The sequence below is a fragment of the Comamonas sp. GB3 AK4-5 genome (assembly GCF_041320665.1).
GTDB lineage: Bacteria > Pseudomonadota > Gammaproteobacteria > Burkholderiales > Burkholderiaceae_C > Comamonas.
On the sequence record NZ_CP166730.1, the window covers coordinates 4,649,185 to 4,664,831 of the forward strand.

Below are 15,647 nucleotides of genomic sequence, written 5' to 3' on the forward strand. Positions count from 1 at the left end.
GCAGCCCAGGCTGCCGTTTTTTGCTTGTGGTGTTGTGTCCGCGCTCAACTATCCATAGCGTTGAAAACTGTCCGCACCGGCTGAAATCGGCGCAGCCCACGCCAGGGCACCGCGCAAGGGCCGCCTTGTATCCCTGTCAGGCGCCGGTGCCGTCCCCTTCCGGCGAAGCCAGAGAGGGGGAAGACGCGCAGCGGCTCAGGGGGAGCCTCAATTCTCCGTAGCAGGATCGCGCGTGACCGGTGCCGTGCCTGGCATGTAGTTGGCCAGTGCGTCCTCGGTGGTGATCTCGAACAGACGTACCACCTTGCGCACATCGTTGATGCCGCGCGCCACCTCGGCCGCACGCTTGGATTCGCGCTCGGTCACGATGCCCAGCAGGTAGACCACCTTGTTCTCTGTGACCACCTTGATGGCCGAGGCCTGGAGGTCCTTGGAGTCCAGCAAGCTGGCCTTGACCTGGGTGGTGATGATGGAGTCCTTGCCGCGCTGCGTCAGCGAAGAGGTGAAGGGCAGCACCTCAAGCTCGTTGAACACGCCTTCGACGTTGTTCACCTCGCGCACCAGGCGCTCGACTTCCTGCTTGTCCTTTTCGGTACGCGCTTCACCGCTGATGAGCACCTTGCGGTTGTAGCTGGTGGTGTTGACGCGCACCTGGTCGCCCAATGGGGACTGGCGAATACGGTCCGAGGCCCGCAGCTCGATGCCCTGGTCTTCCACCTGGGCGCCCGTGGTGCGACGGTCTGCCGCCGACAGGGCTGCCGTGGCCATGCCACCGCCCACCACCAAGGGCACGCAGCCCGACAATGCGCCCACCATGCCGGCGGTCGCCAAGGCCATACAGACCCAACGGGAGGAACCCGTACGCTTCATAACACCTCCTGATCACCTAGCAACTGGGTGTCCAAGCCATCGCACAGGCAATGGATCACCAACTCATGGGCCTCTCGCACGCGGGCGGCCCTCTCGTGCGGAACGCAGACCAGTACATCGGTCTCGCGCACCCTGGCGGCCAGCGCACCGCCGGTGTGGCCGCTGAGCACGACCACCATCATTTCGCGCTCATGGGCCGCTTCCACGGCTTCGAGCAGGCTTTGTTCATTGCCCGAGACCGAAATCACCAACAGCACATCGCCGGCCTGGCCCAGGGCCCGGACCTGGCGTGCCAGGTATTGCGAACCAGGTGCCGTGCCGGCCGAGCCGCCCAGCAGCCCGCCGTCACTGCTCAGCGCCAGGGCTGCCAGCTCGGGGCGTTCGCGTTCAAAACCGGTGATACACAGGGCGGCAAAGGTCTGCGCCTGCTGGGCAGATACCCCGCTGCCGCAGGCCAGCACTTTGCCGCCGCTGGTGACACTGGCCAAAATGGCCTGCACAGCGGCGGTGATGGGTTGACTCAACGTCTGGGCGGCCTGGTACTTCAGGTCGGCACTGTCGATAAAGTGCTGTTGGATACGTAGCTCAAGCATGGGACTGCGATGATACCTGTGTGCGGTTACACCTTTCGTAGCAGAACGTTTGTGCGGTAACTGCACCACGCAGCGTCACTCGGCATCAAACGCCGCCTCCAGCCATTGCAGCTGCATGCCTTGCACCAGTACCGCGTCAAAGCGGCAGCGTGGCAAGCTGGGCTGGCGTGCCAGCCAATGCCTGGCCGCCAGCACAATGCGCCGGCGCTTGGTGGCATCAATGCTGCCACCAGCTCCGCCATAGTCCTGCAGGCTGCGGCTGCGCACTTCTACAAACACCACCACGCCGTCGCCGGTGCGCAGAATCAGGTCTATCTCGCCACCGCCACGGCCGGGCGTCCGATAATTGCGTGCTATCAGCCGCCAGCCCCGCGCCTGTGCGTGCTGCAAGGCCGCATCTTCGGCCAGCTGGCCCGGCGTGCGCTGCGCAGCAGCCAACGTCTTTGGCGGCGGCTTTTTTCCAAGGAAACCCATTGAGTGCCTCTTTCGCTCCGGCCCTGAGCGCTGCCCGCGAGGCAGCGGCTGCCCAGAATTATCCGCAGGCCACGCTGTACGTGATGGCCACGCCCATCGGCAATCTGGCCGACATCTCGCTGCGTGCCCTGCATGTGCTGCAACTGGTGGACGCGGTGGCCTGCGAGGACACCCGCCACACCCAGGGCATGCTGCGCTCCTATGGCATGGAACGCCCCGGCAGCCAGCTGCTGGCCGTGCACCAGCACAACGAGGCCGAGGCCGCCGCCGGCATCATCGCCCGGCTGCAGCAAGGCCAGCGCATTGCCTATGTCAGCGATGCCGGCACGCCCGGCGTCAGCGACCCCGGCGCGCGCCTGTGTGCGGCCGTGCAGGCCGCCGGCCTGCGCTGCATGCCGCTGCCGGGTGCCAGCAGCATCACCAGCGCCATCAGCGTGGCCGGCTGTGTGCCACCCGGGCAAACCGATGGCGGTTTTGTGTTTGCCGGTTTTTTGCCGACCAAGAATGCGGAACGCCAGGCCGCTGTGCAGCAGTTGGCTGGGGAGCCGCGCTGCACCGTGCTGCTGGAGGCACCCCACCGCATCCACGAGCTGGCCAAGGCCCTGGCCGTGCTGGGCGAGCGACCGGTGACGCTGGCGCGTGAGATCACCAAGCAGTTTGAGCAGATCAGCACCCATGCGGCCCAAGACCTGCCGGAGTGGCTGGCGGGCGAGTCCTCCCGCGCCAGGGGCGAGTTTGTGGTGGTGCTACACCCCGTGGCCGTGCAGCAGGACGACGGCGATGCCGAGCGCGTGCTGCGCCTGTTGCTGGCCGAGCTGCCGACCAAGAGCGCGGTGAAGCTGGCGGCCGACATCAGCGGCGGCAACCGCAACCAGCTCTATGAGCTGGCGTTGGCCATCAAACGGGAAGCGGAATAAGGAAGAAGCCGCGCGCTGCGGCCTTCGAAATCGACTGAAAAAATAGACCAGGAATGTGGTCTTTTCGGCTGCTCACGTAAGCCACATCTGCATGGCAAGCTCCCGATTCAGGAGCATAGAAAGCATCAGGCGTAGGCCAGGCCCGTGGCCACACCGCCAAACAAATCACCTTCGACCTGCTCCACACCGGGCAGGGCCTGGGCCAGGGCATGGCGCAGCGTGCGCAGGGCCGAGGAGCCGCCAGTGAGGTAGACCGCATCCAGCTGCGTGGGCGCCAAGCCCGCCAGTTGCACGCATTCCAGGGCGCACACCATGACCTGGGCCAGCGGGGCCTGCAGCGATTGCTCCAGCTGCGCCTGGGTGATGGCCGCCTGCAAGCCGGCCTCCAGCCAGCCGAGATCCAACGCGGCATCACCGCCGCTGGATGAGGCCTGGATCTTGCCCTGCTCCACCGCATCGGCCAGGCGGTGGCCGGCGCGCTCCTCCAGCACCGTCATCAGGCGCTGGTGCAGCTGTGGGTCACGGTAGTCGCTGCGCAGCGCCTGGGCCTCGCGCAAGGCCTTGGCGCTGTACTGCCATTGAATCAAATGCCAGGTGGCCAGGTCGTAGAACACGCGGCTGGGCACTTCTCGGCCATGCGGGCCGATATGGCGCAGGCCCAGCAGCGGCATCACTGTGTCCACACTCAGGCGATGGTCGAAGTCAGTACCGCCTATGTGCACACCGCTGGTGGCCAGGATGTCAGCCTGGCGATCGGCCTTGCCCGCATGCTGCGGGCCCAGGCGCACCACGGTGAAGTCCGAGGTGCCGCCGCCGAGGTCCACCACCAGCACCACGGCTTCGCCGGTAAGGCGCTGCTCGTAGTCCAGCGCGGCGGCAATCGGCTCCAGCTGGAACTGCACCTGGGCAAAGCCTGCAGCCTGCGCCGCCTGTTCCAGTGCGTCCTGGGCCTGGCGGTCGCGTTCGGGGTGGGCATCGACAAAATGTACCGGCCTGCCCAGCACCACGCGCTCGGGCAGACCGCCGAGCTGGGCCTGGGCGCGCTGAGCGAATTGCTTCAGAAACAGGGCAATGATGTCCTGATAGCTGATCAACTGCTCATGCACCAAGGTCTTGTCCTGCAGCAGGCTGCTGCCCAGCAGGCTTTTGAGCGAGCGCATCAGCCGGCCATCCTCACCCGCCAGGTACTGGCGCATGGCGTCGCGGCCAAAGTGCGTGCTGTGGGTTTCGGTGTTGAAGAACAGCGCCGTGGGCATGCCTGTGGCTCCACCTTCCAACGGCACCAGCTGCGCAGCACTGCTGCCCTGGCGCAGGGCCATGGCGGAGTTGGAGGTGCCGAAGTCGATACCCAAGGTGGTGCCAGCCAGTGCTTGCATAGGAAATTCCGGTGATGACAGAGGGCCGCTACAGGCCAACAGGCCACAGCAATAGGAAAAAGAGAGCTGTCTGCGCTGACAGGCAGCGCTTTTGCGCATTCCAGCAGCCGCTATCGCACACTGCAGGCGTAGAGCATGCTCATCAAAATGATGCCGCAGCCAAGCAGCAAACAAAAAATGCACAAACAAAAACGCCTGCTGAAAACTCAGCAGGCGTTTTGAACTTGGTTGCGAGGGCTGGATTTGAACCAACGACCTTTGGGTTATGAGCCCAACGAGCTACCAGACTGCTCCACCTCGCGATATTTCCAAATTATAGCACGGAATTATTCAGCAGCTTGGGTTTGAGCGACTTCTTCTTGCTCAACCAGCTCCACATAGGCCATGGGAGCGTTGTCGCCCACGCGGAAGCCCATCTTCAGGATACGGGTGTAGCCGCCAGGACGCTTGGCGTTGCGGGGACCCAGCACGTTGAACAGCTTGGTCACGCTGTCACGGTCGCGCAGGCGGTCGAAAGCCAGGCGGCGGTTGGCGACGGAGTCGACCTTGGCCAGGGTGATCATGGGCTCGATCACGCGGCGCAGTTCCTTGGCCTTGGGCACAGTGGTCTTGATGGCTTCGTGCTCGATGAGCGAGTTCATCATGTTCTGCAGCATTGCCTTGCGGTGTGCAGAAGTGCGGTTCAGTTTGCGGAGGCCGTGACCGTGACGCATGGTGCTTTTCCTTGAATTTGATGTTTGCGGGCAAGCCGTATCAGGTACTGCCCGGTGCACTGTTAAATATTTACGGTATCAAATCGTATCAACAGTATCGATACCGTGTAAATATTGCGGCTCCCAGCCCTCATCGAGCAGGGAGCCGCAAATTATAGCGTGATGCCGAAATGGGCGCTAATGCTTAGCGCTTTTCTAGGCCAACCGGTGGCCAGTTTTCCAGCTTCATGCCCAAGGTCAGACCACGCGAAGCGAGGACTTCCTTGATTTCGTTGAGCGACTTGCGACCCAGATTCGGGGTCTTGAGCAGCTCGTTCTCGGTGCGCTGAATCAGATCACCGATGTAGTAGATGTTTTCTGCCTTCAGGCAGTTGGCGGAACGCACGGTCAGCTCCAGCTCGTCCACAGGACGTAGCAAGATAGGATCGAACGTAGCGTTGGAGCGCTGGTTGCCGGCCTGCAGGATGCCGCCTTCACCGAACTCACCTTCCAGCTGCGCGAACACGGCCAGCTGTTCCACCAGGATCTTGGCGGATGCGCGCACTGCGTCTTCCGCATTGATGGCGCCATTGGTTTCGATTTCGACGACCAGCTTGTCCAGGTCGGTACGTTGCTCCACGCGGGCGGATTCCACGTTGTAGCTCACGCGGCGCACGGGCGAGAACGATGCGTCCAGCACGATGCGGCCGATCGACTTGGTCGACTCGTCACCATAGCGGCGCACGTTGCCAGGCACATAGCCACGGCCTTTTTCCACCTTGATCTGCATATCCAGCTTGCCGCCTTGCGACAGGGTGGCGATGACATGATCGGGGTTGATGATTTCAACGTCGTGGGGCGTCTGGATGTCACCAGCAGTGACAACACCTTCGCCGTCCTTGCGCAGGCTCAGCGTGACTTCGTCGCGATTGTGAAGCTTGAACACCACGCCCTTGAGGTTCAGGAGGATGCTCACCACATCTTCTTGCACACCGTCGATGGACGAGTACTCATGCAGCACGCCAGCAATCGTGACTTCCGTCGCTGCATAACCCACCATGGACGACAGCAGCACGCGACGCAGAGCATTGCCCAGCGTGTGGCCGTAGCCGCGCTCGAAAGGCTCCAGAGTCACCTTGGCACGGTTGTGGCCCAGTTGCTCCACATTGATCGTCTTGGGTTTCAGCAGATTTGTTTGCATGCAGACTTCCTCTCAATACCCCCGGCTCGTTACACCGGTAAGGCTGGCGAAGCACCCACGGTGCGATGCCTCGCGCCGTGGGGACGGGTTGCTAAAAGCCGGAGAATTAACGCGAGTACAACTCAACGATCAGGGATTCGTTGATGTCGGCGCCGAATTCGTCGCGGTCCGGTGCCTTCTTGAAGGTACCTTCAGCCTTGTCCAGGCTCACTTCCACCCATGCCGGGAAGCCCACTTGCGAAGCCAGTTGCAGTGCTTCCACCACACGAGCTTGCTTCTTGGACTTTTCGCGCACAGCGATCACATCGCCTTCCTTCACGGAGTAGGAAGGAATGTTCACCGACTTGGCGTTCACGGTGATGGCCTTGTGCGACACCAGCTGACGTGCTTCAGCGCGGGTCGAGGCGTAGCCCATGCGGTACACCACGTTGTCCAGACGCGACTCCAGCAGGGACAGCAGGTTGGCGCCAGTGTTGCCACGGCGACGGTCGGCTTCAGCGAAGTAGCGGCGGAATTGCTTTTCCAGCACGCCGTACATGCGCTTGACCTTCTGCTTTTCACGCAGCTGCAGACCGAAGTCGGAGGTGCGCTGACCCGAGGTGCGGCCGTGTTGACCGGGCTTGGTGTCGAACTTGGACTTGTCCGCGATGGAGCGACGGGCGCTCTTCAGGAACAGGTCGGTGCCTTCACGGCGGGAGAGTTTGGCCTTGGGGCCGAGATAACGTGCCACTTGAGCTTCCTTTGTGTCATCTACCGTGCGTAAAACGCACGGGAGCCGCCAGGAGTGAAACACCCCTGGCGGCGGTGGTCTTCAAAAAGATTAGATACGACGACGCTTTTGAGGGCGGCAGCCGTTGTGGGGCACCGGAGTCACGTCCGAGATGGAAGTGATACGGATACCCAGAGCGCCCAGGGCGCGCACCGAGGATTCACGGCCGGGGCCGGGACCCTTGATTTCCACGTCCAGGTTCTTGATGCCCTGTTCAATGGCAGCACGGCCAGCCACTTCCGAAGCCACTTGAGCTGCAAAGGGAGTCGACTTGCGCGAACCCTTGAAGCCCTGGCCACCCGACGAGGCCCACGACAGAGCGTTGCCTTGGCGGTCGGTGATGGTGATGATCGTGTTGTTGAACGAGGCGTGAACGTGAGCGATACCGTCGGAAATGTTCTTGCGAACTTTCTTACGCACGCGTGCAGCAGCGTTGTTTTGTGCCTTTGCCATAGTGATCTCTCAGTCCCTTATTTCTTCAGAGCCGCGGCGCCCTTGCGCGGACCCTTGCGGGTGCGGGCGTTGGTGCGGGTACGTTGACCACGCATGGGCAGGCCACGACGATGACGGAAACCACGATAGCAACCGATGTCCATCAGACGCTTGATGTTCATCGTGGTCTCGCGACGCAGGTCGCCTTCCAGGGTCATGGGATTCAGCTGGTCGCGGATCTTTTCCAGATCAGCGTCCGTCAGGTCCTTAACCTTCTTGGAATATTCGATGCCGCATGCGTCGCAAATCTTGCGTGCAGTGGTACGACCCACGCCGTAGATGGCGGTCAGGCCGATTTCAGCATGCTTGTGCGGCGGGATGTTAATGCCGGCGATACGTGCCATATTAGTAGTCCTCTAATACTTTCAATCAACCTTGGCGCTGCTTGTGGCGCTGGTCGGTACAGATCACGCGCACCACACCCTTGCGGCGGATGATCTTGCAGTTGCGGCAGATTTTCTTGACCGAAGCCGAAACTCTCATTTCATTCTCCTAAAACTTTTCATCCGAGCTCTTTCTTGTCCTGGACACTGCCTGTGACCGACAAAAATGCGCAGGGCTCTTCACTAGGTTGGGGGCACCTTACGGGCGAACCCGCAAGGATAGACCATTTCTTGCTTAATTGCCAGATGTCTTGAAGTTAGCCTTCTTCAGCAGTGACTCGTACTGCTGGGACATCATGTAGTTCTGCACCTGTGCCATGAAGTCCATGGTCACCACCACAATAATCAGCAGTGATGTACCACCGAAGTAGAACGGAACGTTGTACTTCAGGATCAGGAATTCGGGCAGCAAGCACACAAAGGTGATGTAGATCGCGCCGGCCAATGTCAGACGCACCAGGATCTTGTCAATGTAGCGAGCCGTCTGGTCACCAGGACGAATCCCGGGGATGAAGGCACCGCTCTTCTTCAGGTTGTCGGCAGTTTCCCGGCTATTGAACACCAGGGCCGTGTAGAAGAAGCAGAAGAAGATGATGGCGGCGGCATACAGCAACACATAGATGGGCTGACCGGGGGTCAGAGCACCTGCGATGTCCTTCAGCCAGCGCATCGACTCTCCAGCACTGAACCAGTTCACCACCGTTGCGGGCAGCAAGATGATGGACGAAGCGAAGATGGGAGGAATCACACCTGCCATATTCAGCTTCAGTGGCAAGTGCGAAGACTGGCCACCATACACCTTGTTGCCGACTTGACGGCGTGCGTAATTCACCAGGATCTTTCGTTGGCCTCGCTCGACAAACACGACGAAATACGTCACGGCTGCCACTACGAGAACAATGATGATCGCGGCCAGAATGCTCATGGCGCCGGTGCGCACCAGCTCCAGCAATCCACCGATCGAGCTGGGCAGGCCTGCGGCGATACCAGCAAAGATCAGAATGGAAATACCGTTGCCCAGACCACGTTCCGTGATCTGCTCACCCAACCACATCAGGAACAGCGTACCTGCCGTCAGAGTCACCACCGCCGTGAGACGGAAGCCGAACCCTGGGGCGTACACCAGACCCGCCTGGCTTTCCAGAGCGACTGCGATACCCAATGATTGAAAGAGGGCCAAGGCCACAGTGCCGTAGCGGGTGTATTGGGTAATCTTGCGACGACCCGCCTCACCTTCCTTCTTCATCTGTTCGAATGTCGGGATGACGTAAGTCATCAGCTGCATGATGATCGATGCCGAGATGTACGGCATGATCCCCAGTGCAAACACCGAGAAGCGCGACAAAGCGCCACCGGAGAACATGTTGAACAGATTGAGGATACCGCCCTGTTGGCCATTGAACAGCTGCTGCAGTTGCGCAGGGTCGATGCCCGGCACCGGGATGTGAGTCCCGATGCGGTACACGACCAGCGCGAGCAGCAGAAAAACCAGTCGGCGACGCAAGTCACCGAACTTGCCAGTTTTTGCAATTTGCGCTGCGCTAGTAGCCACGGATGTCTTCTTTCAGTTCTTGATCAGGCGGCGATGCTGCCACCGGCTGCTTCGATGGCGGCCTTGGCGCCAGCAGTGGCACCAATTCCGCTCAGCTTCACAGCCTTGCTGATTTCGCCACTCTTGATCACCTTCACCACCTGGGCAATAGCGGGCACGAGGCCAGCTTGCTTCAGGGCGGCGAGGTCGACTTCAGCCAGACCCAGTTGCTCCAGGGTGGACAAGGTCACTTCTGCATTGAACTTCAGCAGATGCGACTTGAAACCACGCTTGGGCAGGCGACGCTGCAGAGGCATTTGACCGCCTTCGAAGCCCACCTTGTGGTAGCCACCCGAACGCGATTTCTGACCCTTGTGACCACGGCCGGCGGTCTTACCCAGACCAGAACCGATACCACGGCCAACGCGACGCTTGGCGTGCTTGGCGCCGTCTGCAGGCTTGATGCTATTGAGTTCCATCATCAATCCTTTCAGAGCACTTTGACCAGATAGCTGATCTTGTTGATCATGCCGCGCACTTCAGGGCTGTCCTTCAGTTCGCTGATGCTGTTCAGCTTGCGCAGACCCAGACCGCGCACGGTAGCGCGGTGATCTTGCTTGGTGCCAATGGGGCTGCGCACCAATTGCACCTTAACGGTTTGTTGCGTTGTCATGTAATTGACTCCGATCAGGCCGCGAAGATATCTTCGACCGACTTGCCGCGCTTAGAAGCCACTTCCGCAGGGGTCGTAGCGTTTTGCAGAGCGTCGAAGGTGGCGCGAACCATGTTGTAGGGATTCGAAGAACCGTGGCTCTTGGCCACGATGTCGGTGATACCGACGACTTCGAACACGGCGCGCATAGGGCCGCCAGCGATGATGCCGGTACCCTTGGGGGCGGGGTGCAGCTCAACGCGAGCAGCACCGTGGTGACCGGTCACAGAGTGGTGGATGGTGCCGCTCTTGAGCGAAACCTTCACCAGATTGCGACGGCACTCTTCCATTGCCTTTTGCACGGCGGCGGGCACTTCCTTGGACTTGCCCTTACCCATACCCACGCGGCCATCACCGTCGCCAACCACGGTCAGTGCAGCGAAGCCGAGGATACGACCGCCCTTCACGACCTTGGTGACGCGGTTCACCGCGATCATTTTTTCGCGCAGACCGTCGTCATTACCTTGGTCTTGCACTTTGGGGGAAAATTTAGCCATTTCTATCCGCTCCGCTTAGAACTGCAGGCCCGCTTCGCGAGCGGCTTCAGCCAAGGCCTTCACGCGGCCGTGGTATGCAAAACCAGCGCGATCGAAAGCCACCTTCTCAACGCCAGCAGCCTTGGCCTTTTCAGCAATGCGCTTGCCGATCAGTGCGGCAGCAGCCACGTTGCCACCCTTGCCTGCGGCGCCCAGCTGAGAGCGCACTTCGACTTCGGCAGTCGAGGCGCAAGCCAGCACCTTGGTGCCGTCTTCCGACGTCACGCTGGCGTAGATGTGGAGGTTGGTACGGTTCACGCTCAGACGCGCTACGCCTTGCTGTGCAATGCGAATGCGGGTTTGGCGTGCACGGCGCAGACGCTGCTCTTTCTTGTTCAACATCATGCAGCTCCTTACTTCTTCTTGGTCTCTTTGATCACGACCTTCTCATTCGCATAGCGAATGCCCTTGCCCTTGTAAGGCTCGGGAGGACGAACGGCGCGGATCTCAGCGGCCAACTGACCCACCACTTGGCGGTCAGCACCCTTGATCACGATTTCAGTCGGAGTGGGGGTAGCGACAGTGATACCGGCAGGCATCTCGAAGTTCACGGGGTGCGAGAAACCGATAGCCAGGTTCAGCTTGGAACCTTGTGCAGCGGCCTTGAAGCCCACGCCAACCAGCGTCAACTTCTTCTCGAAACCCTCGGTCACACCCTTGACCATGTTGTTGACCAACTGGCGGAAAGTACCGGCCAGGGCGTCAGCATCACGGGAGTCATTGGCGGGAGCGAACGACAGCTTGCCGTCGTTGTTGCTGATGGACACCAGGGCATGCAGGGCTTGGGACAGCTCGCCGCCCTTGCCCTTGACCTTGATGGAATCAGCATTGATAGACACATCCACGCCAGCGGGGATGGTCACATTTGCTTTTGCTACGCGAGACATTTCAGTATTTCTCCTTAATGTCCGTTAGGCCACATAGCACAGCACTTCGCCGCCGACACCGGTAGCGCGCGCTTTGCGATCGGTCATCACGCCCTGGGGAGTGGTGACGATGGCCACGCCCAGGCCGTTTTGGACCTGAGGGATTGCGTGACGGCCCTTGTACACGCGCAGGCCAGGACGGCTCACGCGCTCAATGCGCTCGATCACAGGGCGGCCGGCGTAGTACTTCAGGCTGATAACCAGCTCGGACTTGCCTTCTTCGGTCTTCACTTCGAAGCCGTCGATATAGCCTTCGTCTTTCAGCACTTGTGCAATGGCAACCTTCACTTTGGAGGAAGGAGCCGACACGGTGGCCTTGGACACCATTTGGGCGTTGCGGATGCGGGTCAGCAAGTCGGCGATAGGATCACTCATGCTCATCTTGTATCTCTCCTGCTTGCTTACCAGCTGGCCTTGGTCACGCCGGGAATCTCACCGGCAAAGGCCATTTCACGGATCTTGGCGCGGCCCAGACCGAATTGACGGAAGGTGCCACGGGGACGGCCCGTGATCTCGCAACGGTTACGTTGGCGAGTGGGGTTGGAGTTACGGGGCAGCTTTTGCAGACCCAGGCGGGCTGCATCACGCTCTTCGTCGGAACGCTTGGCGTCGCCGGCGATGGCCTTCAATTCAGCGTACTTGGCAGCAAACTTGGCGGCCAGTTTTTCGCGCTTCAGTTCGCGCTCGATCAAAGCTTTCTTAGCCATGCGCTACCTCAGTTCTTGAAGGGAAATTTGAACGCTGCGAGCAGTGCCTTGCACTCTTCGTCGTTCTTTGCCGAAGTCGTGATGCTGATGTTCAGACCACGCAGAGCATCCACTTTGTCGTATTCGATTTCAGGGAAGATGATCTGTTCTTTAACGCCAACGTTGTAGTTGCCGCGGCCGTCGAACGAGCGACCCGAAATACCACGGAAGTCACGCACGCGGGGCAGAGCCACGGTGACGAAACGGTCCAGGAATTCGTACATTTGAACGCCACGCAGGGTCACCATGCAGCCAATCGCTTGGCCTTCGCGGATCTTGAAACCAGCGATAGCCTTCTTGGCCTTGGTCACCACAGGCTTCTGACCAGCAATCTTGGTCAGGTCAGCCACGGCGTTGTCCATCACCTTCTTGTCGGCCACGGCTTCGCTCACACCCATGTTCAGGGTGATCTTGGTCAGGCGGGGCACTTCCATAGCGGAGGTGTAGCCGAACTTTTCTTTCAGTTCAGCCGCGATCTTTTCGCGATAGAGTTTTTGCAGTCGTGCCATGTGTTACTCCTCAGGCGACCGTGATTTCAGCGCCGCTGGACTTGAACACGCGAGCACGCGTGCCGTCTGCGTTCACCTTGATGCCCACGCGATCGGCCTTGCCGGTCGCAGCATTGAAGATGGCCACGTTGGACTGGTGGATAGGCATGGCCTTTTCCACGATGCCGCCAGTGGTGCCCTTCATGGGGTTTGGCTTGACGTGCTTCTTCACCAGGTTGACGCCGTCCACCACCAGGTGGGAGTCATCCTTGCGCAGTGCAACCACGCCACGCTTGCCTTTGTCACGGCCGGTCAGCACGATGACTTCGTCGCCCTTGCGAATCTTGTTCATGATGTGCTTTCCTTTAGAGAACTTCAGGCGCCAGGGACACGATCTTCATGAACTTTTCGGTACGCAGTTCACGGGTCACGGGGCCAAAGATGCGGGTGCCGATAGGCTCCAGCTTGGCGTTCAGCAGAACGGCGGCATTGCCGTCGAACTTCACGAGCGAGCCGTCTGCACGACGGATGCCCTTGGCAGTGCGCACCACCACAGCGCTGTAGACCTCGCCTTTTTTGACGCGGCCACGCGGAGCGGCTTCTTTGATGCTCACCTTGATGATGTCGCCAACACTTGCGTAGCGACGATGAGAACCGCCCAGCACTTTGATGCACTGGACAGACTTCGCGCCGGTGTTGTCGGCAACCTCTAAACGAGATTCTGTTTGGATCATTTCAATATTCCCAACTTGCTCCAGCTATTCCAACAGCCCCAGAGAACTTCTCAAGGGCTGAACAAAGCAGCCAGTCAGTCTTGGGCCCGTCGTCCACCTCTCGGCTCATTCCGAAAGGCTTCCCGCTGGGCAGAAACTTTCACGCTTTTACACGTGAAGCAGGAGAGTGTCGCAGAAATTCCTTTGCGCGTCAACCCTTTAGCCCGGATTGGACGCAGGATTTGCAGGCCTTGGCGTGAGCACTGCACAGCACGGCAGCAACACCCCAAAAACCAGAGCACCTTCTGCTTTCAGCACCTTGATTTCAAAGGGTTTTAAACGCAAGAGCCAAGGCGCACCAGCGATCAATGCTCCTGTTTTATGCAGGCCCTGGCTACCCAGGCTTGGGCCCTGCCTGCGCCCAGAATTACACCGGCAGATACTGCTGGGCCAGCGCCAGAAAGTCATCCAGGCGCGCATCCTGGCCCAGCTCCTCCTGCACGATGGCCGCCACACGCGGCGCCACCTGGGCCGCCAGGCGCGCATCCAGGAACAGCAGGCGGCTGCGACGCGCCAGCACATCTTCCACGGTGCGGGCGTATTCATGGCGCACGGCAAAGCGCACCATGGCCTCGTCCAGGGCCAGGCCGGGCGCCAGGGCCACGCCCGCACCAGGCAGAGCTTGCACAACCTGGGCCTCGGTGCCGTAGCTGTGCAGGCCCTGCGAGACCGCCATGCTCTGGCGGGTGTTGGTGGCCAAGGCCACGGCAGCGGGCGCCCCCACCAGCGGCAGGTGCACGGTCACACCGCCAGCACGCGCATCCATCAAGCCCCGCGTGAAGCATTCCTTGAGCACGTCTTCGGCCATGGCGCGGTAGGTGGTCCATTTGCCACCGGTGACCGTGACCAGACCCGACTTGCTGGTCAGCACCGTGTGCTCGCGGCTGATGCTCTTGGTGTTCTCACCATCGTCGTCCTGGGGCTTGACCAGGGGACGCAGGCCCACCCAGATGCTGCGGATATCGGCGCGTGTGGGTTGGCGGCTCAGGTAGTTGCCGGCCTCGCGCAAGATGAAATCGACCTCTTCCGGGAAAGCCAGGGGCTCGCGCGCCAGGTCATGGCGCGGGGTGTCCGTGGTGCCCAGGATGACCTTGCCCAGCCATGGCACGGCAAACAGCACGCGGCCATCGGCGGTCTTGGGCACCAGCAGTGCGTGGTCGGAAGGCAGAAAATCACGGTCCACCACCACATGCACGCCCTGGCTGGGCGCCACCATGGGTTTGACGGGCTTGCCCAGCAGTTCGGCATCCTGCTGGCGGAACAGGTCCACCCAGGGGCCTGTGGCATTCACCACGCAGCGCGCCTTCACGGTGAAGCGGCGGCCGGCTTCTGCGTCTTCACAGACCACGCCAGCCACCTTGCCCGCCTCATGCACCAGTTCCTTGGCCGGGCAGTAATTCACCAACAGCGCGCCCTTGGTGGCGGCCGTGCGGGCCAGCGCCAGCGCCAGGCGGGCATCGTCAAACTGGCCGTCCCAGTACTTGACGCCGCCCTTCAGGCCATCGCTGCGCACGGTGGGCAGATAGCGCAAGGTCTTGTCGCGGCTGAGGAATTCGGTGCGACCCAGGCCGTCCTTGCCGGCCAGGGCGTCATACATCTTCAGACCTGCGCCGTAGAACGGCGTATCCAGCAGGCGGTAGGACGGCATCACAAACGGCAGCGGCTGCGCCAGGTGGGGGGCGTTGTTCAGCAGCGTGCTGCGCTCGTGCAAGGCCTCGCGCACCAGGGCGATATTGCCCTGGGCCAGGTAGCGCACCCCGCCATGCACCAATTTGGTGGCGCGCGAGGAAGTGCCCTTGGCGAAGTCATCCGACTCCAGCAACACCACCTTGAAGCCGCGCGCCGCCGCATCCAGCGCCGTACCCAGGCCCGTGGCACCGCCGCCGATGATGGCCAGGTCATAGGTCTCGGGGGCCGCCAGGCGCTCCAGCAAGGCAGCGCGATCAGTCAGCAAGGGGGCTGTGGTGGTGTTCATGGGCAAATTCGAGAATCGTGCCGGAGCACGGTGCGGACTGCACGGGCGACGGCGGTTGCAAGTATTTCTATATTTTCGCTCTTTTTCGGTTTTTGTGCGTATTCACCCGGTTGAATGTTTCGTTTTTGATCGTTATTACCTCAAACATCCACCATACGAAAAAACAAGCGGCCCGCAGCCGCTTGTTTGTACC

Annotated in this window: 23 protein-coding genes and 1 tRNA gene; 1 reads left to right on the forward strand and 23 read right to left on the reverse strand. The window is 60.8% G+C overall.

The genetic code is table 11. The annotated features are described in order from the left end of the window. Positions 1–207: 207 nt before the first annotated feature. From ACA027_RS20595 to ACA027_RS20605, 3 genes are all read right to left on the reverse strand, one after another. Positions 208–870, reverse strand: a complete 663-nt coding sequence (locus ACA027_RS20595; protein WP_370680049.1) for a BON domain-containing protein — start codon at positions 868–870, stop codon at positions 208–210. Then, on the reverse strand, positions 867–1,463 hold the full coding sequence (locus tag ACA027_RS20600; RefSeq protein WP_370680050.1) for an SIS domain-containing protein: 597 nt from the start codon (positions 1,461–1,463) through the stop codon (positions 867–869). Before ACA027_RS20600 ends, ACA027_RS20595 begins: the two co-directional genes overlap by 4 nt. Positions 1,464–1,538: 75 nt before the next feature. After that, positions 1,539–1,937, reverse strand: a complete 399-nt coding sequence (locus ACA027_RS20605; protein ID WP_370680051.1) for a YraN family protein — start codon at positions 1,935–1,937, stop codon at positions 1,539–1,541. On the opposite strand from ACA027_RS20605, the gene rsmI reads away from it, so the two are divergent. Next, positions 1,937–2,854, forward strand: coding sequence for a 16S rRNA (cytidine(1402)-2'-O)-methyltransferase (gene rsmI / locus ACA027_RS20610; RefSeq protein ID WP_370680052.1), 918 nt, complete (start codon positions 1,937–1,939; stop codon positions 2,852–2,854). The two genes, ACA027_RS20605 and rsmI, sit on opposite strands and share 1 nt — an antisense overlap. A 125-nt stretch (positions 2,855–2,979) precedes the next feature. Here rsmI and ACA027_RS20615 read toward each other — a convergent pair whose 3' ends face one another. From ACA027_RS20615 to ACA027_RS20710, 20 genes are all read right to left on the reverse strand, one after another. Beyond that, complete coding sequence (locus ACA027_RS20615) at positions 2,980–4,230, reverse strand: Hsp70 family protein (RefSeq protein ID WP_370680053.1); 1,251 nt, start codon at positions 4,228–4,230, stop codon at positions 2,980–2,982. Between the two features lie 225 nt (positions 4,231–4,455). Beyond that, a tRNA-Met gene (locus ACA027_RS20620) sits at positions 4,456–4,532 on the reverse strand. 24 nt (positions 4,533–4,556) lie between these two features. Further along, a complete protein-coding gene (rplQ, locus tag ACA027_RS20625; RefSeq protein WP_370680054.1) occupies positions 4,557–4,943 on the reverse strand; it encodes a 50S ribosomal protein L17 in 387 nt (128 codons plus the stop codon). 184 nt (positions 4,944–5,127) lie between these two features. Beyond that, entirely contained in the window at positions 5,128–6,123 is a 996-nt protein-coding gene (gene rpoA, locus ACA027_RS20630; RefSeq protein WP_370680055.1) for a DNA-directed RNA polymerase subunit alpha, read from the reverse strand. A gap of 106 nt (positions 6,124–6,229) precedes the next feature. Next, positions 6,230–6,853 carry a 30S ribosomal protein S4 gene (rpsD, locus tag ACA027_RS20635; RefSeq protein WP_370680056.1) on the reverse strand — a complete coding sequence of 208 codons (624 nt, stop codon included), beginning with the start codon at positions 6,851–6,853 and terminating at the stop codon, positions 6,230–6,232. 90 nt (positions 6,854–6,943) lie between these two features. Further along, on the reverse strand, positions 6,944–7,345 hold the full coding sequence (gene rpsK / locus ACA027_RS20640; protein ID WP_042417426.1) for a 30S ribosomal protein S11: 402 nt from the start codon (positions 7,343–7,345) through the stop codon (positions 6,944–6,946). Between the two features lie 17 nt (positions 7,346–7,362). Next, positions 7,363–7,728: a 30S ribosomal protein S13 gene (gene rpsM / locus ACA027_RS20645; RefSeq protein ID WP_370680057.1), complete on the reverse strand. Its 366-nt coding sequence runs from the start codon at positions 7,726–7,728 to the stop codon at positions 7,363–7,365. Positions 7,729–7,753: 25 nt separating this feature from the next. Continuing rightward, a complete protein-coding gene (gene rpmJ, locus ACA027_RS20650) occupies positions 7,754–7,867 on the reverse strand; it encodes a 50S ribosomal protein L36 (RefSeq protein WP_003050535.1) in 114 nt (37 codons plus the stop codon). 135 nt (positions 7,868–8,002) lie between these two features. Beyond that, entirely contained in the window at positions 8,003–9,319 is a 1,317-nt protein-coding gene (secY, locus tag ACA027_RS20655; RefSeq protein WP_370680058.1) for a preprotein translocase subunit SecY, read from the reverse strand. Positions 9,320–9,342: 23 nt separating this feature from the next. Then, entirely contained in the window at positions 9,343–9,777 is a 435-nt protein-coding gene (gene rplO, locus ACA027_RS20660; protein WP_370680059.1) for a 50S ribosomal protein L15, read from the reverse strand. A gap of 11 nt (positions 9,778–9,788) precedes the next feature. Beyond that, complete coding sequence (gene rpmD / locus ACA027_RS20665; protein ID WP_370680060.1) at positions 9,789–9,971, reverse strand: 50S ribosomal protein L30; 183 nt, start codon at positions 9,969–9,971, stop codon at positions 9,789–9,791. Between the two features lie 14 nt (positions 9,972–9,985). Then, a complete protein-coding gene (rpsE, locus tag ACA027_RS20670; protein WP_370680061.1) occupies positions 9,986–10,507 on the reverse strand; it encodes a 30S ribosomal protein S5 in 522 nt (173 codons plus the stop codon). Positions 10,508–10,522: 15 nt separating this feature from the next. Next, the gene (gene rplR, locus ACA027_RS20675) at positions 10,523–10,888 is read right to left on the reverse strand and encodes a 50S ribosomal protein L18 (RefSeq protein WP_370680062.1); all 366 of its coding nucleotides are present in this window, start codon (positions 10,886–10,888) and stop codon (positions 10,523–10,525) included. Positions 10,889–10,899: 11 nt separating this feature from the next. Beyond that, on the reverse strand, positions 10,900–11,433 hold the full coding sequence (gene rplF, locus ACA027_RS20680) for a 50S ribosomal protein L6 (RefSeq protein WP_370680063.1): 534 nt from the start codon (positions 11,431–11,433) through the stop codon (positions 10,900–10,902). A 24-nt stretch (positions 11,434–11,457) separates the two neighbouring features. Continuing rightward, positions 11,458–11,853, reverse strand: a complete 396-nt coding sequence (rpsH, locus tag ACA027_RS20685; protein WP_370680064.1) for a 30S ribosomal protein S8 — start codon at positions 11,851–11,853, stop codon at positions 11,458–11,460. 20 nt (positions 11,854–11,873) lie between these two features. Beyond that, on the reverse strand, positions 11,874–12,179 hold the full coding sequence (gene rpsN / locus ACA027_RS20690) for a 30S ribosomal protein S14 (protein WP_370680065.1): 306 nt from the start codon (positions 12,177–12,179) through the stop codon (positions 11,874–11,876). 8 nt (positions 12,180–12,187) lie between these two features. Next, positions 12,188–12,727: a 50S ribosomal protein L5 gene (gene rplE / locus ACA027_RS20695; RefSeq protein WP_066541321.1), complete on the reverse strand. Its 540-nt coding sequence runs from the start codon at positions 12,725–12,727 to the stop codon at positions 12,188–12,190. Between the two features lie 10 nt (positions 12,728–12,737). Further along, entirely contained in the window at positions 12,738–13,058 is a 321-nt protein-coding gene (gene rplX, locus ACA027_RS20700) for a 50S ribosomal protein L24 (protein WP_370680066.1), read from the reverse strand. Between the two features lie 13 nt (positions 13,059–13,071). Beyond that, positions 13,072–13,440: a 50S ribosomal protein L14 gene (gene rplN / locus ACA027_RS20705; protein ID WP_120971765.1), complete on the reverse strand. Its 369-nt coding sequence runs from the start codon at positions 13,438–13,440 to the stop codon at positions 13,072–13,074. 406 nt (positions 13,441–13,846) lie between these two features. After that, positions 13,847–15,454: a glycerol-3-phosphate dehydrogenase/oxidase gene (locus tag ACA027_RS20710; RefSeq protein WP_370680067.1), complete on the reverse strand. Its 1,608-nt coding sequence runs from the start codon at positions 15,452–15,454 to the stop codon at positions 13,847–13,849. Positions 15,455–15,647 lie beyond the last annotated feature (193 nt).

What these genes read in the sequence shown, in the direction of transcription:
- ACA027_RS20595 (WP_370680049.1), bottom strand. Translation starts at nt 870, where the DNA reads ATGAAGCGTACGGGTTCCTCCCGTTGGGTCTGTATGGCCTTGGCGACC.
- ACA027_RS20600 (WP_370680050.1), bottom strand. Translation starts at nt 1,463, where the DNA reads ATGCTTGAGCTACGTATCCAACAGCACTTTATCGACAGTGCCGACCTG.
- ACA027_RS20605 (WP_370680051.1), bottom strand. Translation starts at nt 1,937, where the DNA reads ATGGGTTTCCTTGGAAAAAAGCCGCCGCCAAAGACGTTGGCTGCTGCG.
- ACA027_RS20615 (WP_370680053.1), bottom strand. Translation starts at nt 4,230, where the DNA reads ATGCAAGCACTGGCTGGCACCACCTTGGGTATCGACTTCGGCACCTCC.
- rplQ (WP_370680054.1), bottom strand. Translation starts at nt 4,943, where the DNA reads ATGCGTCACGGTCACGGCCTCCGCAAACTGAACCGCACTTCTGCACAC.
- rpoA (WP_370680055.1), bottom strand. Translation starts at nt 6,123, where the DNA reads ATGCAAACAAATCTGCTGAAACCCAAGACGATCAATGTGGAGCAACTG.
- rpsK (WP_042417426.1), bottom strand. Translation starts at nt 7,345, where the DNA reads ATGGCAAAGGCACAAAACAACGCTGCTGCACGCGTGCGTAAGAAAGTT.
- rpsM (WP_370680057.1), bottom strand. Translation starts at nt 7,728, where the DNA reads ATGGCACGTATCGCCGGCATTAACATCCCGCCGCACAAGCATGCTGAA.
- rpmJ (WP_003050535.1), bottom strand. Translation starts at nt 7,867, where the DNA reads ATGAGAGTTTCGGCTTCGGTCAAGAAAATCTGCCGCAACTGCAAGATC.
- rplO (WP_370680059.1), bottom strand. Translation starts at nt 9,777, where the DNA reads ATGGAACTCAATAGCATCAAGCCTGCAGACGGCGCCAAGCACGCCAAG.
- rpmD (WP_370680060.1), bottom strand. Translation starts at nt 9,971, where the DNA reads ATGACAACGCAACAAACCGTTAAGGTGCAATTGGTGCGCAGCCCCATT.
- rpsE (WP_370680061.1), bottom strand. Translation starts at nt 10,507, where the DNA reads ATGGCTAAATTTTCCCCCAAAGTGCAAGACCAAGGTAATGACGACGGT.
- rplR (WP_370680062.1), bottom strand. Translation starts at nt 10,888, where the DNA reads ATGTTGAACAAGAAAGAGCAGCGTCTGCGCCGTGCACGCCAAACCCGC.
- rplF (WP_370680063.1), bottom strand. Translation starts at nt 11,433, where the DNA reads ATGTCTCGCGTAGCAAAAGCAAATGTGACCATCCCCGCTGGCGTGGAT.
- rpsH (WP_370680064.1), bottom strand. Translation starts at nt 11,853, where the DNA reads ATGAGCATGAGTGATCCTATCGCCGACTTGCTGACCCGCATCCGCAAC.
- rpsN (WP_370680065.1), bottom strand. Translation starts at nt 12,179, where the DNA reads ATGGCTAAGAAAGCTTTGATCGAGCGCGAACTGAAGCGCGAAAAACTG.
- rplE (WP_066541321.1), bottom strand. Translation starts at nt 12,727, where the DNA reads ATGGCACGACTGCAAAAACTCTATCGCGAAAAGATCGCGGCTGAACTG.
- rplX (WP_370680066.1), bottom strand. Translation starts at nt 13,058, where the DNA reads ATGAACAAGATTCGCAAGGGCGACGAAGTCATCGTGCTGACCGGCCGT.
- rplN (WP_120971765.1), bottom strand. Translation starts at nt 13,440, where the DNA reads ATGATCCAAACAGAATCTCGTTTAGAGGTTGCCGACAACACCGGCGCG.
- ACA027_RS20710 (WP_370680067.1), bottom strand. Translation starts at nt 15,454, where the DNA reads ATGAACACCACCACAGCCCCCTTGCTGACTGATCGCGCTGCCTTGCTG.